We start from the raw sequence: 13,456 nt of genomic DNA on the forward strand, positions 1-13,456 counted from the left end.
CCATGAGACACAAGCGCGAAATGATCAACGTCACGGTGTTCACCGTCGTGATGTTGCTGGTCGCTGCCGGCCTGGTAGTGGTGTTCGGCCAGTTCCGATTCGCCTCGACGTCCACCTACCACGCCAACTTCACCGACGCGTCCCGGCTCAAGGCCGGTGAGGACGTCCGCATCGCGGGCGTGCAGGTCGGTTCGGTGAAGAGCGTCAAGCTCAAGAGCGACAACACCGTCGACGTCAAGTTCACCCTCAACGAGCGGTACCAGCTCTACACCTCGAGCCGTGCCCTCGTCCGCTACCAGAACCTCGTCGGTGACCGGTACCTGGAAATCGCCTCCGGCCCCGGCGAGCTGCGCAAGCTCCCCCCCGGCGGCACCGTCGTCCTCGCCAACACCCAGCCGGCGCTTGACCTCGACGCGCTGCTCGGTGGTTTGCGCCCGGTGGTCAAGGGCCTGGACGGCGAGAAGGTCAACGAGATCACCGCCGCCATGATCGAGGCCCTGCAGGGGCAGGGCGGCGCGCTGAACGACCTGCTGTCCAGTACCAGTTCGTTCGGCCAGACGCTCGGTGAGCGGGACCAGCTGATCGGCGACACCATCACCAACCTCAACACGATGCTCACGACGGTCGACGCCAAGGGCTCCCAGTTCAACACCAGCATCGACCGGCTGCAGCAGCTCATCAGCGGCCTGGCCGAGGGGCGTGACCCGATCGCCGGTGCCATCGGCCCGCTGGCCTCGGCCGAGAACGACCTGACCGAGATGCTGCAGAAGTCACGGCGCCCGGTGCAGGGCGTCATCGAGAACGCCCGCCCGTTCGCGCAGCGCATGTACGAGCGCCGAGCCGAAGTGAACCCGGTCATCGAGAACCTCGCAGAGAACTATCTGCGGCTCAACGCCCTGGGTGCGTACGGCGCGTTCTTCAATATCTACTACTGCTCGGTCAAGATCAAGATGAGCGGCCCCGCGGGCAGCGACCTGATCGTGCCGTTCGGTGGTCCTGCGGATCCGTCGAAGGGCAGGTGCTCCGAAAATGGCTAAGCCGGAAAAGGATCCGGTCCGCACCGGCGTACTCGGCGTCTTCCTCGTGACGTGCCTCGTGCTGATCTCGTTCGGGTACACCGGACTGCCGTTCTTTCCGCAGGGCAAGAACTACTCGGCGTTCTTCAATGACGCCGGTGGCATCACGCCGGGCAGCGACGTCCGGGTGTCGGGCATCAAGGTCGGCAAGGTGGGCACCGTGGAGCTCGCCGGTACGGCCGCGAAGGTGAACTTCACCGTCGACCGCCAGATCCGGGTCGGTGACCAGTCGCTGGTGTCGATCAAGACCGACACGGTGCTGGGTCAGAAGTCCCTCTGGGTGACCCCGAAGGGTACGAAGGAAGCAACGGTTATCCCGTTGGGCCGCACCACGACTCCGTACACGATCAACACCGCGCTGCAGGACCTGGGCCAGAACAGCAGCGAGCTGGACAAGCCGCAGATGGAGCAGGCGCTCAAGGTGCTGACCGACACGCTGCACGACGCGACGCCGCAGTTGCGCGGCGCGCTGGACGGGGTGGCAGCCCTGTCTCGGAGCCTCAACAAGCGCGACCAGGCGCTCGAGCAGCTGCTGGGCCACGCCAAGAAGGTGTCCGACACCCTGGCGCAACGTGCCGACCAGGTGAACAAACTGGTGATCGACGGCAATCAGCTGTTCGCCGCGCTGGACGAGCGGCGCCAGTCGATCAGCACGCTGATCTCCGGTATTCGCGGTGTGTCGCAACAGCTTTCCGGATTCGTCGCGGACAACAAGCGCGAGTTCGGGCCGGCGCTCAAGCAGCTGAACCTGGTGCTGGACGAGCTGCTGAAACGCAAAGAGCACATCAGTGAGGCGCTCAAGCGCCTGCCGGGTTACGCAACCACGCTCGGCGAGGTGGTCGGTAACGGCCCGGGCTTCAACATCAACCTGTACGGCCTACCGCCCTCGACGATGTCGGAAGTCCTGCTCGACACGTACTTCCAGCCGGGCAAGCTGCCGGCCAGCCTCGGCGACATGCTGAAGGGCTACATCTCTGAACGGATCGTCGTGAGGCCGAAGTCGCCATGATGAAGAACATGAACTCGCGGGGCGCGATCCTTGCGGTCGTAGCCGTGGTGGTCGCGCTGGTGGCTGCCGGCGCCTATCTGCTGTGGCCGTCACATGGCGGTCACAAGGTGGTCGCTCACTTCACCAACGCCGTGGGCCTGTACGCCGGCGACGAGGTGCGAGTGCTGGGGGTTCCGGTCGGCACCATCGATTCGGTTGAGCCGCAGGCTAATTCGGTCAAGGTCAGCATGACCGTCAAGGACGGCGTGAAGATCCCGGCCGACGCGCGGGCGATCATCATCTCGCCGAACCTGGTGGCGGCGCGGTTCGTGCAGTTCACCCCCGTCTACAACGGCGGAGCGGCGCTGGCCAACGGCGCCGAGGTGCCGCTGGCCCGGACCGGTGTCCCGGTCGAGTGGGACGACGTCAAGAAGCAATTGACCCAGCTCAGCGCTCAGCTCGGCCCGCAGGACGGTGCCCCGCAGGGTCCGCTCGGTGCGTTCATCAACCAGGCCGCCGACACCCTCGATGGCAAGGGCGATTCGTTCCGCAACGCCTTGCGTGAACTGTCGCAAACCGCTGGGCGCCTTGGTGATTCGCGTGGCGACCTGTTCGGCACCATCAAGAACCTGCAGATTCTGGTCAACGCGCTGTCCGGCAGCAACGAGCAGATCGTGCAGTTCACCGACCACGTCGCGTCCGTCTCGCAGGTGCTGGCGGAGAGCTCGGCCGGTCTGGACCAGACCCTTGGCGCCCTGAACCAGGCGCTGGGTGACGTCAAGGGCCTGCTGAAGGACAACAACGCGGCGCTGATCGACCAGGTCGGCAAGCTGGCCGAATTCACCCAGGTGCTGACCGACAACAGCGACAATATCGAGCAGGTTCTGCATATCACGCCGAACGGTCTGGCCAACTTCTACAACATCTACAACCCGGCGCAGGGCTCGCTGGACGGTCTGCTGTCGCTGCCAAACTTCGCGAACCCGGTGCAATTCCTGTGCGGCGGCAACTTCGACATCGGTGCCTCTCCGGACAACTACAAGCGGGCGGAAATCTGCCGTCAGCGCATGGGTCCGGTGCTGCGCCGGATCGCGATGAACTACCCGCCCGTGCTGTTCCATCCGATCAACAGCATCACGGCATATAAGGGCCAGGTCATCTACGACACCCCGCAGACTGAAGCCAAGGCGCAGACTCCGGTGCCGTACCTGCAGTGGAACGCCGCCCCTGGCGTCGTCCCGCCGAAGGTCCAGCCGGACGGGACGCTCAGCGACCTAATCCTGCCGCCGCCGGCCATTCCGGGTCAGATTTCGCCGGCCACGCCGCCGGTGGGACCGGGCTCGACGCCGCTGAACGGTTCTGGTCCGCTGCCCGGCCCCGCCCCGGCGCCCGCAGCCCCGGTGGGCGCACCGCTGCCCGCTGAAGCCGGAGGCAACTGATGAAGACGGTTGGAAAAGTCCTGGCACTCGGATCGAGTGCCGTGGTGCTCGCCGGTTGCCAGTTCGGTGGCCTGAACTCGCTGGACATGCCGGGTACCCAGGGCCACGGCGCCGGTTCCTACACCGTCACGGTGCAGCTGCCGGACGTCGCGACGTTGCCGCAGAACTCGCCGGTGATGGTCAACGACGTCACCGTCGGCAGCGTGTCGGGCCTGGACGCGGTCCAGCGTGCGGACGGCACGTTCTATGCCGCGGCGAAGCTGTCGATCAACGGCGATGTGAAGCTGCCGGCGAACGCGCGGGCGAAGGTCGCCCAGACCTCGCTGCTCGGCTCGCAGCACGTGCAGCTGTCGGAACCTGTCGGGGAAGCGCCGCAGGGCCGGCTCAAGCAGGGCTCGGAGATTCCGCTGGCGCACACCGGCCGGTATCCGACCACCGAAGAGGTGCTGTCGTCGCTGGGCCTGGTGGTGAACAAGGGCAATCTCGGTGCGCTGCAGGACATCACCGATGAGGCCTATGCCGCGGTCGCCGGCCGGGCGGGGCAGTTCGTCGACTTCATCCCGCGGTTGGCCGAGCTCACCCAGTCCCTGGACAAGCAGACCACCGACATCATCGGGGCCATGGACGGGCTGAACCGCTTCGCCTCGATCCTGGCGAAGAGCACGGACAGCCTTGGCCGCACGCTGGACACGCTGCCCGGTGCTATCAAGGTCCTCAACGACAACCGCAAGAACATCGTAGATGCGTTCACCGCGCTCCGGAAGCTCGCGGTGGTCGGCGCGAAGGTCATGTCCGCAACCAAGGATGACTTCGCCGCGGACTTCAAGGACATCTTCCCGGTGATCAAGGCGTTCAACGACAACGCCGACGAATTCATCCACGACCTGGACCTGCTGCCCACATTCCCGTTCTCCAACAAGTACTTCCGCAACGCGGTGCGCGGTGACTACCTGAACGTCTACGTTACGTTCGACCTGACGCTGCGACGCCTCGGTGAGACCATCTTTGCGACCTCGGGGGGTCTCGACCCGAACATGAGGCACCTGGACGAAGTGATCAACCCGCCGGACTTCCTGCTGGGCGCGCTGGCGAACCTGTCCGGACAGGCCGCCGACCCGTTCAAGATTCCAGCAGGCACAGCGACGCAACATGGAGGGGCGAAGCCGTAATGTTGTTGACCCGTCTTGCGCGTTTCCAGCTGGCGATCTTCGGTGTCGTCACCGTCATCTGCCTCGCCCTGATCACGACGTCCTACCTGCACCTCCCGGCCGCTGTCGGTCTCGGTGTCTACAACGTGGACGCCAAGTTCGTCGTCGGTGGCGGCATCTACCAGAACGCCAACGTCACCTACCGCGGCGTGACGGTCGGCCGCGTGACGAACGTCGGCCTGACCGACAACGGTGTGACGGCCCGGATGCGGCTCAACACCGACACCCCGGTGCCGGAGAACGTCACCGCCACGGTCAAGAGCGTGTCCGCGATCGGTGAGCAGTACATCGACCTGGTGCCGCCCGCCAGCGCCTCGAAGAACATGCTGAAGGACGGCGCCACCATCGGCGTCGACCGGACCGCGGTCGGACAGGACATCGTGGACCTGCTCAACCAGGCCCAGAGTCTGGTCAGCAGCATCAGCAACACCCGGTTGCAGGACCTGCTGCGCGAGTCGTTCAAGGCGTTCAACGGATCGGGTCCGGAGCTGTCGCGGATGATCCAGTCGTCGCGGCTGCTGGTGGACGAGGCCAACGCCAATACCAACGAGATCAACAAGCTGCTCGATCAGGCCGGCCCGCTGCTGAAGGCGCAGATCCGCGCCGGCGCGGATCTCAAGACCATGGCCAGCAGCCTCGCGACGCTGACCGGTGAAGCCGCACAGGCCGACCCGCAGATTCGGTCGGTGCTCAAGACCGTCCCGGGCGCCGTCGACACCGTCAACGAGACGTTCGACGGCATCCGCCCGACGTTCCCGGTGCTGGCGGCCAACCTCGCCAACTTCGGCCGGATCGGCGTGATCTATCACAAGTCGATCGAGCAGGCGCTGGTGATCTTCCCGGCCTTGATCGCGGCGCTACTGACCGACGCCGGTGGCGTGCCCATCGACGAAGGTGCGAAGCTGGACTTCAAGATCAGCCTCGGCCAGCCGGCATGTTCGACGGGCTTCATCCCGGCACCGGAGAACCGCACACCGGCCGACACCACCGTGCGCGACCTGCCGAAGGACCTCTACTGCAAGACCGCGCAGAGCGATCCGAGCACCGTCCGCGGTGCCCGCAACTACCCGTGCATGGAGTACCCGGGCAAGCGCGCCCCCACGGTGCAGATCTGCCGTGACCCGCGTGGTTACGTGCCGCTCGGCAGCAACCCGTGGCGCGGTCCGCCAGTGCCGTACGACACCCCGATCAACGACCCGCGGAACATCACCCCGCCGAACCGGTTCCCGATGATCCCGCCGGGCGCCGACTACGACCCGGGCCCGCCGTCGGTGCAATTGCCGCCGGGGGTGCCCGCCGGGCCGGGACCTGCGCCCAACGCGCCGTTCCCGCTGCCGTACCCGCCGAGCGATCCGGGTCCGCAGCCGCTGCCCTGGCCGTTCTTCGCGCCGCCGGATCAGGTGACTCCGCCGTACGCGATCAACAACCCGCCGGCGCCCGGCCCCGAGGGCCAGCCGCAGGCAAGCGGGCCGAAGGGGCCGCAGAGCACGACGTACGATGCGAATACCGGGGTCTTCGCTGACCCTGCCGGCGGTACGGGAGTGTTCAACGCCGGCTCGAGTAACGGCGACGCAGGCGAGTCCTGGGTCGACCTGATGAAGGATCCAAGGCAGGTTTAATGAGTGACGAACCGGCTGCGACGGACGAGACGTCGAAGCCGCCGGTGAGCCGCGCGCGGCGGCGGGCCTCACGGCCCGCCGGCACCGCCGGTTCAGCAGAGGCAACAGTGCTCGACGTGGCGATTCCGTCGACCGCGAGCAAGACATCATCAACCGAATCGGTGACCACCAAGGCGCGGCCCGCGATCCAGGCACCGCGACGGCAACCGCACCGGTCGCTGGTCATGACCATCGGCCTGGCGGTCGTCGCCGTGCTCGTGGCGGCACTGGCGAGCGGCACCTGGTTCCTCTGGCACGGCAACGGGCAGATCGAGGCGACGCAGGACCGTGATCAGCGGTTCGTCGACACCGCGAAGCAGACCGTGGTCAACATGTTCAGTTACACGCAGAACACCGTCGACGAGAGCGTGAACCGCTTCGTCAATGGCATCGGCCCCGGCCCGCTGCGCGACATGATGAACCAGAGCAACAACGCCGACAATCTGAAGTACCTGTTCAAGCAGACGCAGGCCAACTCGGAGGCCGTCATCACCGCGGCGGCGCTGGAGAGCATCGACAACACCTCCAACATCGCGAAGGTGCTGGTGACGGTCCGCGTGACGCTGTCCGACATGAACGGGGTGAACCAGCCGTCGACGCCGTACCGGCAGCGGGTGTTCATCCGCGAGGACGACAGCGGCCACATGAGTGCCTATGACATCAAGTACCCGGACGGAGGCAACTGATGAACCGGTTGCTGGTGGCGCTCGGCGCACTGTTGGCGGTCGCCGTGGTGGCGCTCGGGGCGCTCGGCGGGTCGGCGTTCTGGAATCACGTGGAGCTTTCCGGCGAACAGGCGACGGCCGACGAGTTGCCCAGCCTGGCCAGGTCCCAGATCCCACAGATCCTTGGCTATGAGTACAGCAGCGTGCAGCGGTCCACGACGCAGGCGCTGACGCTGATGACGCCGGCGTTCCGGAAGCGGTACGAGGAACTGACGGCCAAGAACAACATCTTCAACGACGCGGTGAAGCGCAAGCTCATCAGTCAGGTGAATGTCGTTGGCGCGGGCATGATCTCGTCGCACCGCGACTCGGGCACAGTTCTCGCTTTCGTGAACCGGGTCATCACCGACGAGCGCAAGCAGCCCAACTACGAGGGCAGCCGGCTGAAGGTCGACTACCGCAAGATCGACGGCAAGTGGTTGATCGACGAGATGACGCCGATCTTCTAAGTACCCCAACATGATTCAGGCCCCGGAGCGGTTGCTCCGGGGCCTGAAATCTTGGTGCGTCAGTCGCGGGTGTGCGACAGGGCGTCGAGGAACGCCCGGGCCCAGCGGTCGACGTCGTGGGCCAAAACCTGCCGACGCAGCGCGCGCATGCGACGTCGTCCCTCTTCGGGGGACTGGGTCAGGGCGTCGGCAATGGCGTCCTTGACCCCGTCCAGGTGGTGCGGGTTGGTCAGGTATGCCTGCCGCAATTCCTCTGCGGCGCCGGTGAATTCGCTCAGCACGAGGGCGCCGCCGAGGTCGCTGCGGCACGCCACGTACTCCTTGGCCACCAGGTTCATGCCGTCGCGCAGCGGCGTCACCAGCATGACGTCGGCCGCGACGAAGAACGCGATGAGTTCCTCGCGGCCGATCGCCCGGTGCATGTAGTGCACCACCGCGTGACCGACCTCGCTGTACTCGCCGTTGATATGCCCGACCTGGCGCTCGATGTCTTCGCGCATGACCTTGTAACTGTCCACGCGCTCGCGGCTCGGAGTGGCCAGCTGGACCAGTACGGTGTCGTGCCGGTTGGCCCGGCCTTCGGCGAGCAGCTCCGAGAACGCGCGCAGCCGCACGTCGATGCCCTTGGTGTAGTCCAGCCGGTCCACGCCCAGCATGATCTTGCGTGGGTTGCCCAGCTCATCGCGGATTTGACGGGCGCGCTGCCGGATGGTGCGGCTGCGGGCCTGCGCGTCCAACGCCGCCGAGTCGATCGAGATGGGGAACGCGCCGACCTTGACCGTGCGGCCGTCGTGGCTCACCTCGCCGAGCCGGGACCGGACACCGATGGTGTGGCGCGATGTGTTGGCATCGAGCAGTCGACGGGCCAGCACCAGGAAGTTCTGCGCACCGCCGGGAAGGTGGAAGCCCACCAGGTCGGCGCCGAGCAGGCCTTCGATGATTTCGGTGCGCCACGGCATCTGCATGAACAGCTCGACGGGCGGGAACGGGATGTGCAGGAAGAACCCGATGGTCAGGTCGGGACGCAGCTCCCGCAGCATCTTGGGGACCAGTTGCAGCTGGTAGTCCTGCACCCAGACGGTCGCGCCCTTGGCCGCGGTGCGGGCCGTGGCCTCGGCGAAGCGCCGGTTGACCGCGACGTAGGCGTCCCACCAGTGCCGGTGGTAGATGGGTTTGACGATGACGTCGTGGTACAGCGGCCACAGCGTCGCGTTGGAGAAGCCCTCGTAGTAGTCGGCGATCTCGTCGGCCGACATGCTGACCGGACACATCGTGAGCTCGTCCTGGACGATCGGATCTTCGTCGCTGTCAGCGACGCCGGGCCAGCCGATCCAGGCGCCGCGCTGCTTGCGCAGCAGCGGCTCCAGCGCGGTGACGAGGCCGCCGGGGCTGCGTTTCCAGGTGACCGAACCGTCGGGGAGCCGTTCCATGTCGACGGGCAGCCGGTTGGCGACCACGACGAAGTCGGAGTTGCCGACGGGTTTCGCGGCGGACTTGCCGCCCTTGGAGGTTTTGGGACTCGCGGTGGACGCCGCAGAAGCGTCGTTGCCTCCGCGGGCCGTCACGCGTCGAGCTTCGTGGGCCCGATACCCAGCATGGACAGGAACATGCGACATTCGTCGGCATCGTTGGCGTACGCGGCCACGACACGACGGGCCTGACGGGCGGTGCTGTCGGCCAGGGGCTCCACGTCGCCGATATCGGCGGGATCAGTTTTTGCAGGCATTACACAACCTTAGGCGACTGTTGTTACGGGCTGGAACTCACCGACGAGTGTGGGTGCACCTCGGGCACCTGTTCTTCCGAGAGGCCGATGCATTCGCCGGTGTTGTGGCCGGTGCACGGGATGCCGTCGACCTGGCCAAGCTGGTTGGGTGCCGCTTCGACAGGGCCGGGTGCCTGGTCGTTGCCGCTCGCGAAACAGGACCCGCTGACAGGGTTCGCCGTCATACCGGGCGGGCAGTTGGTTTCGCCGAGTAGTGCGGGGGACGCGGGGCCGCTCAGCGCGAGTATGGCGGGTGCGGCGACCGTCGCGACGGCGAAGCCGCCGGCGACCAGGAGACGTCGATGGATCTGGATGCTCATGGCGTCACCGCTTTCGTCGGGGAAAATTTCAGCGTACGCCCAGGTGCTGTGTGGCGAACGGGGAAATTGGCCGCCCGACCAGCATTGTGTACAACTTTTGAAAAGTGTATACAGGACGTGTCCCCGTCGATCTGTCCAGAGGAGTACGTCGGTGCAATTTTCAGTCCAGGGTTGGCTGACGGACCGGACGGTGTTGATCACCGGCGGTGGCAGCGGCATCGGTAAGGCCATCGCGCAGGGCGTCGTGGCCGCCGGCGGCAACGCGCTCATCGTCGGCCGTACCGAGGCCACGTTGCAGTCCGCCGTCGACGAGATCTCCGCGGCCGGGGGACCGGGCGCCATCCGCTTCCAGACCGCCGATGTCACCAACGAGGACGACGTCGCCGCCGCTGTCGCGACCGCAGCCGCGTGGAACGGCAAGCTCTCCGGTGCCGTGCACTGTGCCGGTGGCTCGCTGACCGTCGGGCCCGTCACGCACCTGGATTCGGAGATGTGGCGCCAGACCGTCGACCTGAACGTCAACGGCAGCATGTACGTCGTCAAGCACACCGCGCGGGAAATGGTGCGCGGTGGCGGCGGCTCGTTCGTCGGCATCTCATCGATCGCGGCGAGCAACACCCACCGCTGGTTCGGGCCGTACGGCGTCACCAAGTCCGCGCTCGATCACCTGGTCCAGCTGGCGGCCGACGAACTCGGCGCCTCGTGGGTGCGCGCCAACAGCATCCGCCCCGGCCTGATCCGCACCGATCTGGTGGCGGCGAGCATCTTCGAATTCGAGCCGCTGCGGGAGGATTACCGGGAGTGCACGCCGCTGCCCCGCGCCGGCGAGGTGGAGGACGTCGCCAACCTGGCGCTGTTCCTGCTCAGCGACGCATCGCAGTGGATCACCGGCCAGCTGATCAACGTCGACGGCGGCCAGAAGCTGCGCCGCGGCCCCGACTTCTCGGCCATGATGGGGCCGATGTTCGGCGCCGACGCCATGCGCGGGGTGTTCGCCGACTGAGGCTGTTCGTGGCGCTTGCGCAGAGGTTTGTGGTCAGTATTTTGGCGCCAAACCGAGGCGTTGCCGGCGCTTACGATCGATGAATGACGCAGCCTCCATATCCGCCGCCCGGCTATCAAGGGCCTGGATACCAAGGGCATGGTGCTCCGCAGCAGTACGGGCCGCCGGCTCCGCCGTGGCCGAATTCGGCGCAGCCCGGGGCCGGTAGTCAAGGGCCGCAACAGTATTGGCAAGCTCCGTATGGTCAGGCGCCGTACGGCCAGGCCCCGCAGAGTCAGTGGCCGCAGTACACACCACCACCGCCGAAGAGCGGCCGTCGCGCGCTCGGTGTAGTCGCTGCAATATTCGCCATACCGGTGGGCATCGCGGCGGTAGTCGGTATTACCTCGAGCGTTCGGGGCGAACCGCCTACTACCGCGAACACCGCGGACGATTTCAATGCCGCTTGTAAGAACGGTTCGGTGAGCAATGCCGCCGACTACCAAAAGCCCTACAAGATCGTCGCGTTCTACGAGTCGGTGGGCAGCATCAGTAAGTGGACAGCGGTGTCGATGGTGGGCGCCGACGGAGGGTATTCCGGGGCCAATTCGCCGCCTTCGTCGATCAATGTCGTCGCGTGCCTGTCGCGGCTGTCTGCCACCGAGAAGAAAGAGGGCACCTGTGAATATGAGAGCCGGGGCGACACGGACCGCGTGACTCGTTACTCGGTCGACTACGACGTGGAGATACGCGAGGCCAAAACCGGCAAGCGAATCAAGAGTCTCGGTTCGGTGAAAGGCCTCTTGGACCATTGCCCGATCATGGCCACGTACCGCAGCTCAAGTCCCAAAATCTACGGTGCCCCTGACAAAGACCAGTTGAATGCGATGCTGAAGGAATTCGCCGCCGGGTAGGTGAGTAGCCGCTATTTGGGCGCGACCACGCCGTGGTCGTAGGCGTAGACGATCGCGGCCGCGCGGTCCCGCAGGTCCAGCTTGGTGAAGATGCGCCCGATGTGGCTCTTCACCGTCACCTCCGAGATGACCAGCCGGCCGGCGATCTCGGCGTTGGTCGCGCCCGATCCGATGAGCTCGAGCACGTCGAGTTCGCGGGCGGTCAGCCGGTCGGCGACATCGTCGGACGGTACGCCGGGGGCGCGCCGGTAGCCGTTCAGCACGCGGGCGGTCACGGCGGGATCCAGGTACGCCTCGCCGCGGGCGACGGCGTGCACGGCCCGGATCAGTTCCTCGGCCGGTGAGTCCTTGAGGACGAAGCCCGACGCCCCGGCGCGCAGTGCCGCGGACAACAGGTCGTCGTCGTCGAAAGTGGTGAGCGCCAAGGCCGGTGGGCCGCCGCCGGTGCGCAGGGCCCGGATGGCGTCGACGCCGCTGACGCGTTTCATCCGCAGGTCCATCACGACGACGTCAGGGCGGCACCGGAGCACTTCGCGGGGTACCTCGTCGCCGTCGGCGCATTCGCCGACGATGGTGAAGCCGTCCTTGCGCCGCAGGATCCGGCGCAGGCCTGAGCGGACGAGTTCCTGATCGTCGACCAGCAGTACGTCGACGGTTGAACCATCTTTCGGGATTGCGCCGTCAGTCATTCTGGGTCTCGTTGCGTGACATCCGGATTCGGTGCATGGCGCAGTGCTGGGTTGCCGTCGGGGTGACGGGCACGCGAGCCTGGACCGTCCACCCGTCCGGTCCGGGACCGGCTTGGAAATCGCCGTCGAGCAACGCGATGCGCTGGCGCATGCCCGGCAGTCCCGCGCCGGCCGGCCCGCTGGTCACCGGGCGCCGCAACTCGTTGTTGACCGACAGGATGGCCGTTCCCTTCTCCACATACAGTCGCAGCCTTGCCGCGGATGCCGGGGCGTGCTTCGCGACGTTCGCCAACGATTCCTGGGCCACCCGGTACAGCGCCAGGCCGATCCCCGCGGTGACCGACGCCGGGTCGACCTCGATGCTCGACTCCACATCTAATCCCGCGTCGGCGAAACTCGTCACCAGGTCGGGTATGTCGGACAACCCGGGCTCGGGAGTCAGCCGCAGCGGAGCCGCGTCGCGCGCGCCGAGCAGGCCGACGGTCTGCCGGATGTCCGACATGGCCTGCCGGCCGAGACGCTCGGCGTCCAGCAAGCCGTCGACCGCCTCGTCGACGTCGTTGTCCTCCTGCAGCGCCCGCCGGGCGCCCGTCAGATGCAGCATCGTCACCGACAGCGAGTGGGCGATCACGTCGTGTATCTCGCGGGCGATCCGCCGTCGTTCATCGGCGGTCGCCTGTTCGGTGAGGGCGGCCTGGCGTGCGCGCTCCTCGATGACAAGACGCTGCTGCAACTGCAGGATGCGGCCGATCATCGCGGCGATGGCCAGGAAGAACAGTAGGTACGGCACATAGGTGGTGAGATGACCGGCCCGGGCGGCACCGACCAGGAGCACGGCGCTTCCTGCGGCGGCCAGCAGTCCGTGCCGCACCGAACCCAGCGCGAACACCTCACCGAGCATGAACATCAGCAGGAACGGCGCCGCGTCGAGGAAGACCGACGGCCAGCACAGCAGCAGCAGGGCCACGCCCGTCAGCACGGAGGCCGCGGTGGCCAACGTTGCCGGCTTGTGGCCGAACACGATGAACGCGACGATCGGCGCGAACACCAGCGAGATGGCGACGACCAACAGCCACGGCTGAGTGAAATCCCGTTGCATCGCGGCAGTGCCGGCAACCAGCAGCGACCCGCTGTACATGACGACCGGGACGGTGAACGGGAACTGGTAGGACATCAGGCCGCGTCGTCGCAGGGCGAAGTCGCGGATCCAGGCCATACCGCCAGCGTAGAGCCGGTGCCGGGA

14 protein-coding genes are annotated in these 13,456 nt (G+C 66.5%); 9 read left to right on the forward strand and 5 right to left on the reverse strand.

Features of this window, described 5'->3' with window-relative positions:
- Nucleotides 1-2 precede the first annotated feature (2 nt).
- From TL10_RS04150 to TL10_RS04180, 7 genes are read left to right on the forward strand one after another with little or no spacing between them, the layout of a single operon-like run.
- Nucleotides 3-1,037: an MCE family protein gene (locus tag TL10_RS04150; protein ID WP_043984608.1), complete on the forward strand. Its 1,035-nt coding sequence runs from the start codon at nt 3-5 to the stop codon at nt 1,035-1,037.
- Nucleotides 1,030-2,085 carry an MCE family protein gene (locus tag TL10_RS04155; protein WP_043984609.1) on the forward strand — a complete coding sequence of 352 codons (1,056 nt, stop codon included), beginning with the start codon at nt 1,030-1,032 and terminating at the stop codon, nt 2,083-2,085. The genes TL10_RS04150 and TL10_RS04155 overlap by 8 nt, the downstream gene beginning before the upstream one ends.
- On the forward strand, nt 2,085-3,503 hold the full coding sequence (locus TL10_RS04160; protein WP_043984610.1) for an MCE family protein: 1,419 nt from the start codon (nt 2,085-2,087) through the stop codon (nt 3,501-3,503). The genes TL10_RS04155 and TL10_RS04160 overlap by 1 nt, the downstream gene beginning before the upstream one ends.
- A complete protein-coding gene (locus TL10_RS04165; protein WP_043984611.1) occupies nt 3,503-4,672 on the forward strand; it encodes an MCE family protein in 1,170 nt (389 codons plus the stop codon). Before TL10_RS04160 ends, TL10_RS04165 begins: the two co-directional genes overlap by 1 nt.
- 2 nt (nt 4,673-4,674) lie before the next feature.
- Nucleotides 4,675-6,330 carry an MCE family protein gene (locus TL10_RS04170; RefSeq protein WP_043984679.1) on the forward strand — a complete coding sequence of 552 codons (1,656 nt, stop codon included), beginning with the start codon at nt 4,675-4,677 and terminating at the stop codon, nt 6,328-6,330.
- Nucleotides 6,330-7,055 (forward strand): Rv1363c family protein, encoded by a 726-nt coding sequence (locus TL10_RS04175; protein WP_043984612.1) that lies wholly within the window; start codon nt 6,330-6,332, stop codon nt 7,053-7,055. Before TL10_RS04170 ends, TL10_RS04175 begins: the two co-directional genes overlap by 1 nt.
- Nucleotides 7,055-7,543 carry a mammalian cell entry protein gene (locus TL10_RS04180; protein ID WP_043984613.1) on the forward strand — a complete coding sequence of 163 codons (489 nt, stop codon included), beginning with the start codon at nt 7,055-7,057 and terminating at the stop codon, nt 7,541-7,543. Before TL10_RS04175 ends, TL10_RS04180 begins: the two co-directional genes overlap by 1 nt.
- 59 nt (nt 7,544-7,602) lie before the next feature.
- On the opposite strand, the gene TL10_RS04185 is transcribed toward TL10_RS04180, so the two are convergent.
- From TL10_RS04185 to TL10_RS31620, 3 genes are all read right to left on the reverse strand, one after another.
- The gene (locus tag TL10_RS04185; RefSeq protein WP_110788959.1) at nt 7,603-9,000 is read right to left on the reverse strand and encodes an alpha,alpha-trehalose-phosphate synthase (UDP-forming); all 1,398 of its coding nucleotides are present in this window, start codon (nt 8,998-9,000) and stop codon (nt 7,603-7,605) included.
- A gap of 104 nt (nt 9,001-9,104) precedes the next feature.
- Nucleotides 9,105-9,269, reverse strand: a complete 165-nt coding sequence (locus TL10_RS30530; RefSeq protein ID WP_090562895.1) for a hypothetical protein — start codon at nt 9,267-9,269, stop codon at nt 9,105-9,107.
- A 23-nt stretch (nt 9,270-9,292) separates the two neighbouring features.
- Complete coding sequence (locus TL10_RS31620; RefSeq protein ID WP_043984615.1) at nt 9,293-9,628, reverse strand: hypothetical protein; 336 nt, start codon at nt 9,626-9,628, stop codon at nt 9,293-9,295.
- Nucleotides 9,629-9,779: 151 nt separating this feature from the next.
- Here TL10_RS31620 and TL10_RS04195 point away from each other — a divergent pair, with 151 nt between their 5' ends.
- Together TL10_RS04195 and TL10_RS04200 are read left to right on the forward strand one after the other, a co-directional pair.
- Nucleotides 9,780-10,631, forward strand: a complete 852-nt coding sequence (locus TL10_RS04195) for an SDR family oxidoreductase (protein ID WP_043984616.1) — start codon at nt 9,780-9,782, stop codon at nt 10,629-10,631.
- 461 nt (nt 10,632-11,092) lie between these two features.
- On the forward strand, nt 11,093-11,524 hold the full coding sequence (locus TL10_RS04200; protein ID WP_052506296.1) for a hypothetical protein: 432 nt from the start codon (nt 11,093-11,095) through the stop codon (nt 11,522-11,524).
- 11 nt (nt 11,525-11,535) lie between these two features.
- Here the strand turns inward: TL10_RS04200 and TL10_RS04205 are convergent, their stop codons facing one another.
- Nucleotides 11,536-12,213 carry a response regulator gene (locus TL10_RS04205; protein WP_043984617.1) on the reverse strand — a complete coding sequence of 226 codons (678 nt, stop codon included), beginning with the start codon at nt 12,211-12,213 and terminating at the stop codon, nt 11,536-11,538.
- Nucleotides 12,206-13,429: a sensor histidine kinase gene (locus tag TL10_RS04210; RefSeq protein WP_043984618.1), complete on the reverse strand. Its 1,224-nt coding sequence runs from the start codon at nt 13,427-13,429 to the stop codon at nt 12,206-12,208. Before TL10_RS04210 ends, TL10_RS04205 begins: the two co-directional genes overlap by 8 nt.
- Between the last annotated feature and the right edge of the window lie 27 nt (nt 13,430-13,456).

This window comes from Mycolicibacterium llatzerense (assembly GCF_000878195.1).
GTDB classification, from domain to species: domain Bacteria; phylum Actinomycetota; class Actinomycetes; order Mycobacteriales; family Mycobacteriaceae; genus Mycobacterium; species Mycobacterium llatzerense.

Coding starts and splice junctions, on each gene's coding strand:
- TL10_RS04150 (WP_043984608.1), top strand. CDS start 3: ATGAGACACAAGCGCGAAATGATCAACGTCACGGTGTTCACCGTCGTG.
- TL10_RS04155 (WP_043984609.1), top strand. CDS start 1,030: ATGGCTAAGCCGGAAAAGGATCCGGTCCGCACCGGCGTACTCGGCGTC.
- TL10_RS04160 (WP_043984610.1), top strand. CDS start 2,085: ATGAAGAACATGAACTCGCGGGGCGCGATCCTTGCGGTCGTAGCCGTG.
- TL10_RS04165 (WP_043984611.1), top strand. CDS start 3,503: ATGAAGACGGTTGGAAAAGTCCTGGCACTCGGATCGAGTGCCGTGGTG.
- TL10_RS04175 (WP_043984612.1), top strand. CDS start 6,330: ATGAGTGACGAACCGGCTGCGACGGACGAGACGTCGAAGCCGCCGGTG.
- TL10_RS04180 (WP_043984613.1), top strand. CDS start 7,055: ATGAACCGGTTGCTGGTGGCGCTCGGCGCACTGTTGGCGGTCGCCGTG.
- TL10_RS30530 (WP_090562895.1), bottom strand. CDS start 9,269: ATGCCTGCAAAAACTGATCCCGCCGATATCGGCGACGTGGAGCCCCTG.
- TL10_RS31620 (WP_043984615.1), bottom strand. CDS start 9,628: ATGAGCATCCAGATCCATCGACGTCTCCTGGTCGCCGGCGGCTTCGCC.
- TL10_RS04205 (WP_043984617.1), bottom strand. CDS start 12,213: ATGACTGACGGCGCAATCCCGAAAGATGGTTCAACCGTCGACGTACTG.
- TL10_RS04210 (WP_043984618.1), bottom strand. CDS start 13,429: ATGGCCTGGATCCGCGACTTCGCCCTGCGACGACGCGGCCTGATGTCC.